Annotated in this window: 11 protein-coding genes and 1 pseudogene; 10 read left to right on the forward strand and 2 right to left on the reverse strand. The window is 46.3% G+C overall.

Annotated features, from left to right (window positions below):
- Window positions 1-4: 4 nt before the first annotated feature.
- On the reverse strand, window positions 5-2,107 hold the full coding sequence (locus R8O10_RS10820) for a TonB-dependent siderophore receptor (RefSeq protein WP_318191385.1): 2,103 nt from the start codon (window positions 2,105-2,107) through the stop codon (window positions 5-7).
- A gap of 145 nt (window positions 2,108-2,252) precedes the next feature.
- Between R8O10_RS10820 and R8O10_RS10825 the strand changes: the two genes are divergently transcribed.
- The 6 genes from R8O10_RS10825 (at window position 2,253) to R8O10_RS10850 (ending at window position 9,418) form a co-directional block, all read left to right on the forward strand.
- Window positions 2,253-4,106: an ABC transporter ATP-binding protein gene (locus R8O10_RS10825; RefSeq protein WP_042521744.1), complete on the forward strand. Its 1,854-nt coding sequence runs from the start codon at window positions 2,253-2,255 to the stop codon at window positions 4,104-4,106.
- Window positions 4,107-4,343: 237 nt separating this feature from the next.
- Entirely contained in the window at window positions 4,344-5,378 is a 1,035-nt protein-coding gene (locus R8O10_RS10830) for a DUF4118 domain-containing protein (protein WP_318191386.1), read from the forward strand.
- Window positions 5,375-6,073: a response regulator transcription factor gene (locus R8O10_RS10835; RefSeq protein WP_169628843.1), complete on the forward strand. Its 699-nt coding sequence runs from the start codon at window positions 5,375-5,377 to the stop codon at window positions 6,071-6,073. The genes R8O10_RS10830 and R8O10_RS10835 overlap by 4 nt, the downstream gene beginning before the upstream one ends.
- A gap of 151 nt (window positions 6,074-6,224) precedes the next feature.
- Window positions 6,225-6,878: a potassium channel family protein gene (locus R8O10_RS10840; protein ID WP_169628844.1), complete on the forward strand. Its 654-nt coding sequence runs from the start codon at window positions 6,225-6,227 to the stop codon at window positions 6,876-6,878.
- Window position 6,879: 1 nt separating this feature from the next.
- Window positions 6,880-8,244: a TrkH family potassium uptake protein gene (locus tag R8O10_RS10845; protein ID WP_005375181.1), complete on the forward strand. Its 1,365-nt coding sequence runs from the start codon at window positions 6,880-6,882 to the stop codon at window positions 8,242-8,244.
- Window positions 8,245-8,491: 247 nt separating this feature from the next.
- Window positions 8,492-9,418 (forward strand): LysR substrate-binding domain-containing protein, encoded by a 927-nt coding sequence (locus tag R8O10_RS10850; RefSeq protein ID WP_115386780.1) that lies wholly within the window; start codon window positions 8,492-8,494, stop codon window positions 9,416-9,418.
- Window positions 9,419-9,511: 93 nt separating this feature from the next.
- Here the strand turns inward: R8O10_RS10850 and R8O10_RS10855 are convergent, their stop codons facing one another.
- Window positions 9,512-11,248 carry a BCCT family transporter gene (locus tag R8O10_RS10855; protein ID WP_318191387.1) on the reverse strand — a complete coding sequence of 579 codons (1,737 nt, stop codon included), beginning with the start codon at window positions 11,246-11,248 and terminating at the stop codon, window positions 9,512-9,514.
- 319 nt (window positions 11,249-11,567) lie between these two features.
- Between R8O10_RS10855 and R8O10_RS10860 the strand changes: the two genes are divergently transcribed.
- The 4 genes and pseudogenes from R8O10_RS10860 to R8O10_RS10875 all read left to right on the forward strand — a co-directional run bounded on the left by R8O10_RS10860 (window position 11,568) and on the right by R8O10_RS10875 (window position 15,769).
- Complete coding sequence (locus R8O10_RS10860; protein ID WP_042521602.1) at window positions 11,568-12,755, forward strand: aromatic ring-hydroxylating oxygenase subunit alpha; 1,188 nt, start codon at window positions 11,568-11,570, stop codon at window positions 12,753-12,755.
- Window position 12,756: 1 nt separating this feature from the next.
- Window positions 12,757-14,193, forward strand: coding sequence for an aldehyde dehydrogenase family protein (locus R8O10_RS10865; RefSeq protein WP_318191388.1), 1,437 nt, complete (start codon window positions 12,757-12,759; stop codon window positions 14,191-14,193).
- Window positions 14,194-14,335: 142 nt separating this feature from the next.
- Window positions 14,336-14,497: pseudogene (locus tag R8O10_RS10870) on the forward strand (rubredoxin); the annotation flags it as partial.
- A complete protein-coding gene (locus R8O10_RS10875) occupies window positions 14,486-15,769 on the forward strand; it encodes an NAD(P)/FAD-dependent oxidoreductase (protein ID WP_318191397.1) in 1,284 nt (427 codons plus the stop codon). The pseudogene R8O10_RS10870 and the gene R8O10_RS10875, both read left to right, overlap by 12 nt.
- Window positions 15,770-15,773: the final 4 nt, after the last annotated feature.

Below are 15,773 nucleotides of genomic sequence, written 5' to 3' on the forward strand. Positions count from 1 at the left end.
ACAATTACCAGCGGTAGTTTGCGTTTAGCATAACAGAGCGAGACTGGCCGTAGTAACACCAGTAATCGCAACCTGAAACAAACTCTTTATCTAGGATGTTGTTCACGTTTAGCTGTGCTTGCCACTGTGAAGTGATGTCGTAAGTGACTGACGCATCCCAAAGAGTGACTGAAGGAACCGTTAGGTTCGAGCTCTTAGGGTTATCTTTTGACTCACCTACGTAGTGCACACCAGTACCGATATTGAGGCCTGGAATCAGGCTGTAGGCGCTGTAGTCTACCCATGCAGAAGCTTGGTGCTCAGGAATAAGTGCGGCTTGTTTTTTACCTTGGCCAAAGCTCTCATCTGTTTTCGCTTTAGTGTAGGTGTAGCTTGCCATCAGTTTTAGATCGTCGGTTAGCTGCGCCGTGCTTTCTAGCTCAATACCTTGAGATGTCACTTCACCTGTTTGTGTCGCAATCCATGTTGATGGGTTAGTGACCAACGCGTTCTTTTGCGTGATGTCGAACCATGCAAGGTTGATAAAGCCATCCATAAAGTTTGGTTCATACTTCACACCCACTTCTACTTGCTCGCCTTCCAGCGGTTTGTAAAGTTCATTGGTTGCCGCATCAATAGTGCTGATCACTTCAAACGACTGAGAGTAGTTTGCGTAAGGTGACAGGCCATTGTTTGCAAGGTACATCACACCCGCACTTAGAGAGAGCTGACCATCATCACGAGATTCACTTTGATCAACGGTAGCGCCTTTGCCAGAGTTTTCTGTTTTCACCCAGTCGTAACGAGCACCGATGTTACCAATCCACTGTTCATGCAGTTTCAATTGGTATTGTGAATAGAGACTTGCTTGAGATTTCTCAATCTCACGTTTCACGTTGTCGGCAGGATCAAGAGGGGTGAAGTTGCCGTAAACTGGGTTCCACGGATTGATGGTGCCAAATGCGTAGTTGTCTTGCTCGTCGCCATCGGTTTTGTGGAATTGCAGATCCATACCGATAAGCACTGTGTGCTCTGCGTTGTCTGTCATCCAGTTGCCGACAGCATTGTTATCGAACGTGATGCTCTGGTTTTTTCCGTCACGGAATACGATGCCTTGCGTTAATTCTTCTTTCGCTGGATCGTTGTTTGAGAACGCGTAAGAGCTGCGCAAGTACAACTCATTCGAACCGTAGTTGAGGTTTTGCGAGAGTGACCACGTGTCATTGATGTCGTGCTCTAGTAAGTAACCCAGAGAAAACTGCGTGCGTTCGTATTTATCGTAGTTTGGCTGACCAAGGTTAGTCGAAGGATCGATTTTGCCAAAGTTAGAACCAATCAGAGTACCTGCTGCTGGGAAGAATGGGTTAGTTGGTACACCGTCATCATGAAGGTAAGTTGCCAAAACGGTCAGCATTGTACGGTCAGAAATGTCGAACTCGACACTTGGCGCTAGGTAGAAACGCTCGTTATTTGTGCCGTCCAGTTCACCATCTTGGCTTGTCATCAAGCCAACCAAACGATAGCGCACAGTGCCTGAGTCGTTTGCTTCGTCAGCAATGTCAAAACCTACGGATTGGTGTTGGTTGTTGCCAACTTCGACTTTTACTTCGCCTTGAGGCGTAAACGTTGGTTTTTTCTGCACCGCATTCACGATACCGCCTGGTGCCGATTCACCAAACAGAATAGCCGATGGGCCTTTAACCACTTCTACACTTTCTAGGCCGTAAGGCTCGACCAACCATGTGTAGTAACCATCGCGGAATAGACGGTTGCCGTTTAGGTAAGTCGCTGCATCAAATCCACGAACTTTGAACCAATCAGTGTCGTTGTCTGCGCCATAAGGCTGAGCGGTTACACCAGACGTGTAGCGTAATGCTTCATCTAGCTTTTTCGGTGCACGAACACGAAGTTCATCTTCAGAAATGATAGATACGCTGCGCGGCGTTTCTGCCGCAGGGGTTTCTACTTTAAGTGCTTGCGCGGTGACCGTTATGGTCTCCATGGCAATCACGTCATCTTGTACGACGTCTTCTTGAGCTTGTGCTGTGAATGCAACCACTGCTGTAGGTGCTAAAGCACAAACCAACGCGTTGCGGATAGCGATGGTCAGTGAGTTATTCTTTTGCATAAATCTATTCCCGATAATTATGATTAACGCTAAGCTTAATTGTAATTATTATCATTTGAGCTTTTGTTTCGGTATTTTACTGACTTTTGTATCAAAAGATAGTAAAACGTTCGCAAATTCATTCGCGGTACCTAAAGTCATTGTTATGTTCAATTGGTTTGAAAAACTGACCCAACCCTTTCCCCAGATGGAAACCGAAAAGCCACCGAAGACGCTATTTGGCTTTTGTCGTTTTTACACTCGTGGCTTTGAAGCCCCTTTACTCGTTATGGCAGTGTTCAGTGCGCTTATTGCCATTACAGAGGTGACGCTGTTGCGTTATATGGGCGAGCTCGTCGATATTCTCTCTAATCAAGATCGCGCAACATTCTGGCAAGACCAGGGTGATCGCATGCTAATGATGCTGTTCTTAGTGGCGGTTGTGATGCCAGCTCTCGGTTTTGTCCACTCAATGGTGATGCACCAAACGTTATTGGGTAACTACCCGATGTCTATCCGTTGGTTGATTCACCGTTACTTGCTAAAACAAGCGGTTGGATTTTTCCAGCGTGACTTTGCAGGCCGAGTTGCGACCAAAGTGATGCAAAGTGCGTTAGCGGTACGAGAAACGGTCATGAAGCTGGTGGATGTACTGGTTTATATCAGCGTTTATTTTCTTTCGATGCTCTGGATGATGGGCGAAGCCGATGGTTTGCTAATGTTGCCTATTGTGATTTGGATAGGAATGTACGCGGTTATCCAGTTCTACTTTATCCCTAAAATGAAACAAGTAGCGACGGAGCAAGCGGATGCTCGTTCTGTAATGACTGGGCGCATTGTCGATTCTTACACCAACATATCTACCGTAAAGCTATTCGCGCACTCGCAAAGAGAGTTGGAATACGCAGAAAGCAGCATGAAGCAATTTTTGGTGACGGTTTACCGCCAAATGCGCATGGTGACTTGTTTACTGTTTAGTGTGGATGCCATCAACTATTTGCTGCTGATGTCTATTAGTGCCATTTCGGTTTATCTATGGCTAGATCACGCTGTAACAATTGGTGCTATTGCGATTGCCATCAGTATTGCGTTGCGCGTACAAGGTATGTCGAAGTGGATCATGTGGGAAGTTAGCGCACTGTTTGAAAACATCGGTACAGTAGTAGACGGTATTAATACGATTTCAAACGATGTTGAAGTGAAAGACGTACCAAATGCTAAGCCTTTGCAAATCTCTCAAGGTGAGATCTGCTTTGATCACGTAGGTTTTAACTACAGTGATGAGAAGGCAGTATTTGAGAACTTGAATCTGACCATTAAACCGGGCGAAAAAGTCGGCATTGTCGGTCGCTCTGGGGCAGGTAAATCCACGTTGGTCAACTTGTTGCTGCGCTTTTACGACGTAAATAGCGGTAAGATTTGCATTGATGGACAGGACATTTCTCAAGTTGAACAAGAGTCGCTTCGCCAACACATCGGTATGATCACGCAAGACACCTCTTTGCTGCATCGTTCAATTAAAGAGAACATTCTTTACGGTGATCCAGATGCTTCAATGGATGCCGTTATCGCAGCTGCTGAGAAAGCACATGCTCATGATTTCATTCAATCTCTACGAGACGAGCAAGGTAACGTTGGCTATGACGTTGAAGTGGGTGAACGCGGTGTGAAGCTGTCTGGTGGTCAGCGTCAACGTGTGGCGATTGCTCGCGTGCTGCTGAAAAACGCGCCAATTTTGATCATGGATGAAGCAACGTCTGCACTTGATTCAGAAGTAGAATCGGCAATTCAAGAAAACCTTGAAGTTCTGATGGAAGGAAAAACAGTGATTGCGATTGCTCACCGTTTATCAACGATTGCCGCGATGGATCGTTTGATTGTAATGGATGACGGCAAAATCATTGAGCAAGGATCGCATTACGAGCTGCTGCAATTGGGTGGTGTTTACGCTCAGCTGTGGAAGCATCAAACCGGCGGCTTTTTGTCTGAGCAAGGTGATGCTCAACTACAAGTCATCTAATATGACGCTACACGAAAGAGGAGCAAATGCTCCTCTTTTTTGTGTCTGTCGTTTATACCGAGTAAGTAGGCGTTAATGGGCAACGTTAACTTGTGATTATTCATTGAGTTAGGCCAACTTAATGATGATTATGTTTATAACTCACTGTCGTTATTGAATTTTTTACGCTTTTTTTACGCGAACTCCGAATGGGCTTTTGCTAAAGTTTTCTACATCGAATTTTGGTTGATGTATTTTATGTTTGTTCAATGGCGAGATAACACCTTTCTCTTTTCTACTACCGTGATTGTTGGCGCGGTTGTCGTCTCATGGTTGTTAGACCAACTGTTTGGCTCTACAGCCGCAGTCCTGCTGATTTTACAGTTAGCGGTCGTGGTAGTGGCGTTTCAATGCAACTCGCGATTCGCTTATGCGGCGGCGGTGATCGAAGCGCTGAGCTTCAACTTCTTTTTTACGACACCTCGTTACTCTTTGCAGATGTTTCGTCCGGAAGACATTTTTAATTTAGTCGTGTTTATGGTGATGGCTTTTATCACCAGCACCTTTGCGGATCTTTATCGTCGGCAGCAGGGAGAGTTAAAACAAACCAAGCTGCAAAACAGCATCCTGCTATCGGTGTCCCATGACTTACGCACGCCGCTAGCAACCATTATTGGAACACTGACCACACTCAACGAGTACATGCCCAAGCTCAATGACTTAGAGCGCAAAGAATTGCTCGACAGTGCGACTTCAGAAAGCCACCGTTTGCACCAATATATCGAGAACCTTTTACAGGCGACTAAGCTCCAGCATGGCACATTAAAAATTACCAAAAAAGATGAGCTGATTGCAGATATTGTGCGGGATGCGGTTTCTCGTTTGCCGAATTACACCGAGAAAGTTTCCATGAATATGGATGATTCCGTTGGTTATTTATCAGTAAGTCGTTCGCTAATCGAACAAGCGATTTTTAATGTGTTGGATAATGCCATGCGATTTTCACCAGAGAATGAATCTGTTGAGGTTTCACTTTCTAAGCAGGGTTCGTCGTGCGTGATTGATGTTCGGGACATGGGGATTGGCATCAAAGCTGAAGATACGGAAAAAATATTCAGCCTTTTCTATTCCGGTGTGAACAACAAATCGGCCGATTCAGGCACCGGAATGGGACTCGCGGTTGCCAAAGGCATCATCACCGCACACCAAGGATATATTCAATCTATGCCAGTATCAGAAGGGACGCTGATCCGCATTCGACTTCCACTCAATCAAGGAGCAGAGCAGGCGTGAGTTACAAAGTTTTAGTCGTGGACGATGAGCCTCGCATTCATACCTTTATTCGAATTTCGCTGTCTGCTGAAGGGTTTGATTACATTGGCGCGAGTACCATTTCAGAAGCCAAAGCGTGTTTCGAAGCGCATTCGCCGCACGTCATTCTGCTAGATTTAGGCTTGCCCGACGGCGATGGGGCGGAGTTTCTCACTACGCTTCGTCAGACCTATAAAACGCCAGTGCTAGTGCTGACAGCTCGCGATCAAGAAGAGGAAAAAATCCGCCTTTTAGAAGCGGGCGCGAATGATTACTTGAGCAAGCCTTTTGGCGTAAAAGAGCTCATCGCGCGCATCAAAGTGCTGGTTCGAGATTTGGTGGATGAGCAAACCGTCGCTGATGAGCTGGTGGCTGGCCGAGTCAAAATCATCAAAAGTACTCACCAATTTTGGTTGGATCAGAGGGAAATTCCACTCACCAAGAAAGAGTTTTCTTTCATTGAACAGTTGATTCTCAAGCCGGGAAAACTCATTGAGCAAACTCATTTGCTAGCGGTGATTTGGGGAAAAAGTCATGTCGAAGACACTCACTACTTACGTGTGTTAGTGAGTCAACTACGCAAAAAACTGAACGATAGTGCTGACGAACAGCGGCTATTAAAAACCGAGCCGGGGCTGGGTTATCGTTTAGTGCTTGAGACGTCCAAGCACTACTAAATTCCAAATTTAATCAACGTTAATGCCAAGGTTTAGTGCTGGTTATCGGCACTCGAACAGGATTCGTGTTGCCTATTTTCCGTGACGGAAAATCAGTCTAGCCCTTAACGCATTAGCATGTTCTATACATAAAACACAGTTAGGTATTGATATGGCTCACTTTACAGTAATTGGTCTAGGGCGATTTGGCGTTGCCGCCAGCTTAGAACTTATTCATCTTGGACACACCGTAACGGGGGTGGATAGCGACCCGAAAATCGTCGAAAAATACGTCGAAGAGTTAACGCAAGCGGTCATATGTGACGCAACAGACGAAGGTGCACTCAGAGAGTTAGCGCTAGCGAACAGTGATGTGGTGTTGGTGGCGATTGGCGAAGACATGCAAGCCAGTTTGTTGTGTACGCTGGCGCTGAAAAATCTGGGTGTGAAATCCATTTGGGTCAAAGCGAGCACCAAAGCGCACCACACCATCGTGTCTAAGCTTGGCGTACAACGCATTATTCATCCGGAAGAGGAGATGGGCGTAAGAGTCGCGCAGGCACTCAACTATCCGATGGTGAACAACTATTTGGAAATGGGTCATGGTTTGTATGTGGTGGAAATCCACGTTAAATCCAATCTGCACGATATGCCGCTTTCTAAGTTGATCAGCCGAGGCAGTTACAACATTCAGCCTATCTTGGTGAAGCGCGAAGAAGCCGTCTACACCAATATCAATGATGAGTTTGTGCTTAATGAGTTCGACACGCTGTTGCTTTGTGGTAGTCGCGCTGAGCTGAAATACGTCGCTCCAAGGTTGGTGTAACATGGTTTTGTGGCATCCCTCTATTATCCCCATCGAGCGAAAACCCAAAGCGGGCAAAAAATTGTTGGGCGCACCGCCATTAATACTTAGCCTCAGCTTTGCGTGCTTGATCATGCTCGGCACGGTCTTACTCAAACTGCCGATTGCCACCACAGAGCCCATCACTTGGATTCAAAGCCTGTTTACAGCAACATCGGCCATTACGGTGACGGGATTAGTTGTGGTGGACACGGGCACGGCGTTTACGCCTTTTGGGCAAGTGGTTATTGCTTTCCTGATTCAATGTGGTGGCCTAGGTTTAATGACGTTTGCCATCGTGACCTTGCTGGCTCTGGGCGGAAAAATTGGCTTTTTGGAGCGAGCCGTCGCGAGAGAGGCGTTCAACCAAACTGACTCATCGACACTCATTGCCACTGCTAAATCTGTATTGATGTTCGCTCTGCTCGTTGAACTTATTGGTTTCACTATTTTGAGCGTTTATTGGAGTGAAGAGCTGGGTTGGAAAACCAGTTTGTTCCATGGTTTCTTCTACACCATCAGTGCGTTTAACAATGCAGGTTTTGCGTTGAGTGCCGATAGCTTAATGCCTTACGTGGACGACCCGGTCGTTAACTTCACCATTACCAGTTTGTTCATTATTGGTGGTTTAGGCTTCTCGGTTTGGATTGACTTAAAACGCAATCGCCGTTGGCACCGACTCACCGTTTACAGTCGAATGATGATCTTAGGCACGGTGATCATTAACGTGGTGGCACTTATCGCCATTTACCTGATTGAATATGATAACCCCAACACGCTTGGCCCTTTGAGCGAAGCAGGGAAATGGTGGGCATCGTGGTTTCAAGCGGTGACGCCAAGAACGGCAGGGTTCAACACTTTAGCTATCGATCAGTTGGAAGATGCCACAACGGCGATCATTCTGGTGTTGATGTTTATCGGCGGTGGATCATTGAGTACGGCAAGTGGCATTAAAGTTGTGACATTTATAGTGTTAGTCTTGGCGACTTACAGCTATTTGCGTCGCGATGAAGCAACCTATGCCTTTCAACGCAAGATTCCCAAAGAGACCATCAGCAAGGCATTGGCGCTGACTCTGATCTCGGTGGGCGTGACTTGGTTTGCCATATTCACGCTGTTACTGACAGAGAAAGCGTCTATGTTAGATATTATGTTCGAAGCGGTCTCGGCACTGGGTACGGTTGGTTTGTCGCGAGGCTTAACGGGCAGTTTGTCCGAACCGGGTGAGTTAGTGATCATCTTCATGATGTTTATGGGACGATTAGGGCCTCTTACATTAGCGTACTTCTTAGCCAGTCCAAGAAAGAAAAAAGCGCGTTACGCGAGTACTAAACTGGCAATAGGGTAGATGGGCTAACTCGAAGAAAGTGAGCAAAAGGCTAGGCAAAAGAGGAGTAACTGCTCCTCTTTTTGTGCTCGTTGTAGCCACGAAACTGTATACGGCAGTCTCTCTCACAACAATTTATGATTCATCTCTATTTTTTATCAGTTATAAATTGTCGTTTTTGAGGTGTTGTCCAGAATGGCATTATCCACGTGCAACATAAGATTGCCGGGAATAAAAATAATTACAATACTGCCTTACTGGAAGATACATGAAAATCAAACCCCTCCCTCCTTTAAATAGCCTCGTTGCGTTTGAAGCGTCGGCGCGGCACTTGAGTTTTACGTTAGCCGCTGACGAGCTAAACGTGACCCAAGGTGCTATCAGTCGCCAAATTAGACAATTAGAAGAATACTTAGGCAAGGCTATGTTCACGCGAGCCAATCGAAGCATTAATTTAACGCCTACAGGTCTTCAATATTATCAAGCTGTCAGCCAATCTTTGCTCGATATTGCTCAAATCACGGGTGAAGTGAAGAAGTGGCAGGGCGAACAAAAGATCACGGTTGCGACGACAAATGCAATGGCAGCCTTGTGGTTGTTGCCTAAGGTTGCTCAATTTCAAAATGAACATGATGACATCGATATAAGAATATTGGCCTCAGATAATGTGTTGGACTTACGCCGATTAGATTGCGATCTCGCCTTGTTTTATTGTCGCACTCCACCTGCGGAAATGGATGTGACAACGCTATTTTCAGAAGAAGTATTCCCTGTGTGTAGCCCGCTTTATTTAGAGAAAATCGGCCAGCCTAGTAAGCCAGAAGAAATCTTCAATAAAACGTTACTCTATCTGGAAGAGTCTCAAAGAGATTGGGTGAATTGGGAGCAGTGGTTTGCGAGTGTAGGATTGCCAAATATTTCGCCTCGTAATCGCATGAACATCAATAACTATCCAATGCTGTTACAAGCGGCAATTAATGGTCAGGGAATCGCGTTAGCCTGGGGGTCATTAGTGGACGACTATTTACAAAGCGGTGCTTTAGTTAGGCCAGTCGAACACGTGCTTTCAACACCTTCCAATTTCTCTATGCTTGAACCTAAAAATAGAGGTTTAATCCCAGCAAGCGTCAAGCGTTTTAGAGAGTGGCTTTTGCAACAGTTGCCAGATGAGGTGGGTGATCGAGGTTTAGCCTAAATCAATAAGCAGAGAAAATAACAGAGTTTGGTCATGTTAAAAAGCGGGAGTACCAGTTCCCGCTTTGTTTTAATTGATTGATGAAACGACGCACTAACTTAGTACTGGTCCCTGATTGAGTGTGGAATCATCTTTTAGTGAGGATGTTGAAGCGATAGGCTCGGAAACCACTGTTTTGCTTTCAACAAGCGGTTCAACAGGACCATCAAGTTTCTCTTGCTCTGGGTGAACATGCTCAGGCAGCATTGCCCATGGCTTAGGTTCGCGTCGAATACTATGAAACAGCGTTAAGCTCATCACTGCGATAAAAATGGCGATAGGGAAACCGGCAATAATGGAGGCCGTTTGCATTGCTTTTAACCCTCCAGCGTATAGAAGTACTCCCGCAATGGCGGCGATCATGATCCCCCACAATACGCGTATAGAGGTAGGAGGCTCACTGTGCCCAGCGGCATCGAGGGTACATAGAACCAAGGTACCCGAGTCTGCGGAGGTAATGAAATAAGTACCGAGTAATAGACACGCAAGCACGCTAAGTAGTTTACCAAACATACCTGTATCTAGATTGTCGAATAGCGTAAACAAAGCGCGTGTCGTATCGGCTTTAGTCGCTTCAAGAATCGGGCCGCCAGAAAAATCCGCAGGTGGTGTTTGTTTGGTTTCTTGTGCCGCAGTGACTTGCTCTTGATGAGCAACACGAGCGTCTTGCTCTACCTTCAACGCTGCACCACCAAATACTGAAATCCATAAGAACGTGATCAGCGTGGGTAAGATGAGAGCACCGCCGATAAGCTCACGTATTGTGCGTCCTTTAGAGATACGAGCCACAAACATGCCAACGAAAGGCGCCCAAGTCATCCACCAAGGCCAGTAATAAGCCGTCCACCAGTTTTGCCAGCCAGAGTCATTCTGTGCATCGCTCCATAAGCTCATACCGACAATGTTTTGTGCATAAAGCCCCGTGCTTTCAAGTAGCGTATTTAAGATATAGCGAGTTGGGCCAATATAAAGTACGACCAGCACGAGTGCGAGTGAAAGCAGCATGTTCCATTCTGATAAACGGCGAATACCTTTCCCTACACCAGATAGCACCGACGCAACCGCACAAGTACAAAGGGAAACGATAATAAAGAGTTGAATCCCCAAACTGATGTCTAGACCAAAGGCTTGATTCAAACCAGAGTTTATTTGGATAACTCCCATCCCCAAGGTTTGAGAGATACCGAAAGCAGTCACCGCGACTGTTAGGATATCAACCGTGTGTCCGATAGGCCCATAAATACGATCACCAATCAAAGGGTACAAGATAGAGCGTAGGGTAAAAGGCAGATCTTTACGGTAGGAAAAGTAAGCTAATGCGAGTGCAACAATGATAAAGACAGACCAAGGATGTAGACCCCAGTGAAAGAATGTCAGTTTCATTGATGTTGTTGCGGCTTCATTGGTCAGGCCTTGAGTAAATGGGTTGTCAGCGTAATGCCACATCGGTTCGGCGACCGACCAGAAAATTAAGCCTATCCCCATGCCTCCGGAAAAAAGCATGGATACCCAAGACAAATAACTAAACTCTGGTTTTTCGTCATCTTTACTCAAACGAATATGCCCATATCGACTAACCATAAGGTAAAGAAGAAAACCGACAACGAGTGAAACAAGTCCGATGTAAAACCACTTCATATTCTGCAGCAAAATGCCGGAAATCGTTTCGAAGTATTGGCCCGCTTGGTTGGCGAGAATGGCGCAGAAAAGTACAAAACCGATAACGACGATCTTTGATGCGATAGTCACAGTCGGATTGAGTCCTTTCAATATCCCAGATGTTGCTCTCATAGGCATCCCTCACAGTGCGTTTGTTTTAGCGTTATTGTTTGTTGCGTTATTGTTAATTTTTGAAAGAGAGTAGAGAGAGGGCTTTTGTGTTTCAACTGATTAATACTCATCGGTTAATGAGTATTAATCATGACAAGAAGATCATTGTTAATTAAAAGGTTATTTTTTTGTTCGAGATCAATGCATGAATGACAAAAACTCATCCAAGCCCGGCGAAAAAGTCGTTTGTTTGTTGCCGAGTTGTTAATCAAAATCATCTCCACTAACACAACACGATGTTGTACGCACTGGATGCAACTCGACTCTCGGAGATATGAATATGAGCAATGTCAACCAAACCATTATTCCTGTTGAACTTGTTGATAATGTACTGAACCCAATCAGTGAAGCAACAGGAATGCCGAATCAGGCCTACACCAGCGAAGAGTATTTTACTTTTGAGCGTGATCAGGTGTTTGGTAACACTTGGGTATGTATTGGTTTTGCATCAGACCTGCTTAAAAATGGTTATGTGATGCCACTTGATTTCATGAATCTTCCACTACTCATGATGAGAAATCGCCAAGGTGAAGTCCAAGTTTTCCACAACGTATGTAGTCATCGTGGTATGAAGCTGGTTCATGAGGCAGGCGAAGTTCAAGGAATGATTCGCTGTCCTTACCATTCATGGACGTACGATCTTGACGGCAATCTAAAAGGCACACCACACATTGGTGGTATCGCAAAACACAAAGATGATCGATTTAAGTGTGAAAAGCACGGCCTTAAGCCACTTCGTTCAGCCGTTTGGATGGACATGGTATTCGTCAACTTATCGGGCAATGCAGAAAGCTTTGAAGACCATATCGCGCCGCTAGAGCAACGTTGGCAGCAATTCTTAGGTGAAGAAGGATTAGGGCTTCTTCGCCGCGTGAACATGGGTGGCAACTTAGAGATAGAAGTGAAAAGTAACTGGAAGCTTGCCGTAGAAAACTACTGTGAAGCTTACCACTTACCTTGGGTGCATCCGAGTTTGAACAGTTATTCTCGCCTAGAGGATCACTACAACATCATGTTTGCAGAGCGTTTTTCTGGCCAAGGTAGTCTCGCATACAACCTCTCTGATACTGCAGGAACACACTTACCTAAATTTCCAAGCTGGCCAGAAGATAAACTGCGTCATGCAGAATACGTTGCACTCTTTCCAAACGTGTTGCTTGGTATTCAAGCCGATCATGCCTTTGCGATGATGATTGAACCAATCACTGCGAATAAGAGTGTTGAGCACCTACGTGTTTTCTATGTGGGTGATGAAGCAACGAAAGATGAGTTCGCTGCGTGCCGTACTGCTACCGTTGAGTCATGGCGAGTCGTATTCGGCGAAGATATTGGAGCGGTCGAGGGCATGCAGGAAGGTCGTTACTCACCTGGCTTTGGTGGTGGTGTGTTCTCACCAGAAATGGATGTTCCGACGCATTTCTTTCAAACCTGGTTGGCAAAGCAAGTGAAAGCGGCACTGGAGCAGTAATATGATGCATTACCTTAATTATATTGATGGTGAGTGGTGCGATTCAGAGCAAGCGCTGACCGTCATGAACCCTGGCACAGCCGAAGCGTATGCGACGGTTGCAGAAGCCACTATCACCGATGCCGACCGCGCAATGGCAGCGGCACGTCGAGTGGTCAAGCAAGGTCTTCTTTCGGACGTTCGTCCAGCCGTCAGAACCGAGTGGATGTTAAAAGCCTCCGCGGCTATTCGTGAAATGGTTGATGAAGGTGGGTTAGTTGCCTGCCGTGAAAATGGGAAATCTTTGCAAGATGCCAAAGATGAGTTTTTAGAATCGGCACGTTACTTCGAATACTACGCTGGCATGGCCGACAAGCTGGAAGGCACGTCAATTCCGTTGGGTAAAGATTATGTCGATTTCACCCAATATGTGCCGTTTGGTGTGTCAGTGCAGATTGTGCCGTGGAATTTCCCAGTTTCTATTTGTGCACGCTCATTAGCACCTGCATTAGCTGCTGGTAACGCAGTGGTGATCAAATCGCCAGAGATTTCCCCACTCGCTATGACGTTGTTGATTAAAGCGATTGAAAAAGCGGGCTTCCCAAAAGGCACGATTAACTTGCTATGTGGCAAAGGCTCAGTCGTTGGCAGTCATTTGGTGCAGCATCAAGAGGTCGATCAAATTGTCTTTACAGGTTCTGTGCCGACCGGCCAACGCATACTGAAAGATTCAGCGCAACGCGCCACACCATCTGTGATGGAGCTGGGTGGTAAATCGGCTGCTATCGCGCTGAAAGATGCGAACCTCGAAACGCTTTTACAAAGCGTTCAAGTCGGTATTTTCTTTAACGCTGGTCAAGTTTGTTCGGCAATGTCTCGTTTGCTAATTCAAAAAGAGCGTTATGAAGAAGTAAAAGCGGCGGTAGTGGAAATGGCAAAAAGCCTAACTATTGGTCAAGGCGAAAGCCAGCCGGACATCACACCGTTGGTATCGGCTGATCAACAAGCACGCGTGCTTGAAATGATAGAACAAGCAAAAGCCGACGGCGCGAACATCCTAACGGGTGGGTACGCCCCTGATTTGTCAGGTTACTTTGTGGCACCGACGGTGATTGAAGCCTCACCAGATATGCGTATTGCTCAAGAAGAAGTGTTTGGCCCTGTACTGGTAATTACACCGTTTGAAACCGAGCAAGAGGCCGTTGAAATCGCGAATGGCACCGATTTTGGCCTGGTCGCTGGTGTCTTTGGTGAAAGCCTAAACCAAACATTGCGTGTGGCACAGCAACTGCGTGGTGGACAAGTGTTCATCAATGAATGGTTTGCTGGTGGCATCGAAACACCATTTGGTGGCGTGGGCTTGTCCGGGTTTGGGCGAGAAAAAGGACAAGAAGCGATTTATAGCTACGTCCAGACACGCAATATTGCCATTCGTTTGCAGCAAGACAGCAACGTATAGCCACCGTGTAACTGTATTTTCATCACCTCGTACCGGCTTGGATTTCAGACCACAAGCTAGGGCGAGGTTGATGGAATCACAACAAATCTGACAGCGGTTTGTAAACACGGAAATTCTGAACAAGGTAGTTGGAGTATAAGTGATGAGAAAGTGGCTCTGTATTATTTGCGGCTTAATCTATGATGAAGCACAAGGTTGGCCATCCGATGGAATTGCACCAGGAACAGCATGGGAAGATGTACCGGATGACTGGTTATGTCCTGACTGTTTAGTGGGTAAGGCCGATTTTGAAATGATCGAAATTACCGACAATGCGCCAGTAGAAGAGGTCGCGGCAGTGTCTTCGGTATCGGTAGAAGCGTCTGTTCAGCCAAATACGGCTCAGCCTCTTCCATCTGAAGTTACTCAACCTGTATTCTCAAATGACCCTATCGTTATCATCGGTAGTGGCCACAGTGGTTACCAGTTGGCGGCGGCACTTAGAGCGCAATCTGAGACGGTTCCGATCACTGTCTTTACCGCTGATGATGGCGCTTTGTACAGCAAACCAGCATTGTCTAATGCACTGGTCATGAATAAAGACGGCGACGCGCTACAAAGTGAGAGCGCGTTGGAGTGGGAAAGCCGTCTCAATATCCGAGTTTACCCGCATACCCGTGTTGAACAGATCGATCGTGCCAATTCAACGTTACATACCTCCATCGGTAAATACGCCTACAGCCGCTTGGTACTGGCAACAGGTGCATCACCGATTGAAATCCCAATTGAGGGCGATCGCTCTTGGGTCATGAGTGTGAACGACTTAGTTGATTACCGCCGTTTCAGAGCGGAGCTGCAAGACAAAAAGCGCATCGCGATCCTAGGTGATGGCTTAATTGGCTGTGAGTTCGCAAATGATCTGATCGAAAGCGGTTATGAAGTAACAGTTATCGGGTTGGGTCAATGGCCAATGGAGCGTTTGATCCCGCAACAGTTGGGTGAATCATTACAAAGCGCACTTGCCGATCGAGGCGTGCAATGGGCTCTACAAGACAGTATCACCAGAATCGAACCAAGGTCGGAATCTAGTGCGGTTTTACATCTAAACAGTGGCAAGCAGATTGAAGCAGATCTAGTGCTGAGCGCGGTTGGACTCAAGCCAAATGTTTCTCTGGCTGAGCAAGCAGGGCTCGAAGTGGGCCGCGGCATTAAAGTGAATCAATTCGGCCAGACGAGTGATGAGAATATTTACTCGCTAGGTGATTGTGTTGAAACTGAGCAAGGTTGGCAGCCCTATATTGCACCGATTAATCAAATGATCCCTTCTGTAGCGAAAAGCTTGCTAGGCGATGTCGCCCCTATCTCGTTAACACCAACTCCAGTGATTGTAAAAACGCCGATTCTTCCACTCACGATTTTCCCGGTAGCCGCTGAAGAACAGGGACAATGGTACATCGAGACCCAAGCAGATGAATTGACCGCTGCGTTTTATTCACCAGAAGGAGCAATGCTCGGTTTTGCGTTGCTAGGAAGAAAAGTACAGTCATTACGCGGCCCTTGGCTAGATCAATTGTCATTGAAACTGTCAGCAGCGTAGCGGA

This window comes from Vibrio sp. 1727 (assembly GCF_033344415.1).
In the GTDB taxonomy this organism is placed as follows: Bacteria; Pseudomonadota; Gammaproteobacteria; order Enterobacterales; family Vibrionaceae; genus Vibrio; species Vibrio alginolyticus.

Excerpts from the sequence above, each read along its gene's own strand:
- R8O10_RS10820 (WP_318191385.1), bottom strand. The coding sequence starts at position 2,107 with ATGCAAAAGAATAACTCACTGACCATCGCTATCCGCAACGCGTTGGTT.
- R8O10_RS10825 (WP_042521744.1), top strand. The coding sequence starts at position 2,253 with ATGTTCAATTGGTTTGAAAAACTGACCCAACCCTTTCCCCAGATGGAA.
- R8O10_RS10830 (WP_318191386.1), top strand. The coding sequence starts at position 4,344 with ATGTTTGTTCAATGGCGAGATAACACCTTTCTCTTTTCTACTACCGTG.
- R8O10_RS10840 (WP_169628844.1), top strand. The coding sequence starts at position 6,225 with ATGGCTCACTTTACAGTAATTGGTCTAGGGCGATTTGGCGTTGCCGCC.
- R8O10_RS10845 (WP_005375181.1), top strand. The coding sequence starts at position 6,880 with ATGGTTTTGTGGCATCCCTCTATTATCCCCATCGAGCGAAAACCCAAA.
- R8O10_RS10850 (WP_115386780.1), top strand. The coding sequence starts at position 8,492 with ATGAAAATCAAACCCCTCCCTCCTTTAAATAGCCTCGTTGCGTTTGAA.
- R8O10_RS10855 (WP_318191387.1), bottom strand. The coding sequence starts at position 11,248 with ATGAGAGCAACATCTGGGATATTGAAAGGACTCAATCCGACTGTGACT.
- R8O10_RS10860 (WP_042521602.1), top strand. The coding sequence starts at position 11,568 with ATGAGCAATGTCAACCAAACCATTATTCCTGTTGAACTTGTTGATAAT.
- R8O10_RS10865 (WP_318191388.1), top strand. The coding sequence starts at position 12,757 with ATGATGCATTACCTTAATTATATTGATGGTGAGTGGTGCGATTCAGAG.
- R8O10_RS10875 (WP_318191397.1), top strand. The coding sequence starts at position 14,486 with ATGATCGAAATTACCGACAATGCGCCAGTAGAAGAGGTCGCGGCAGTG.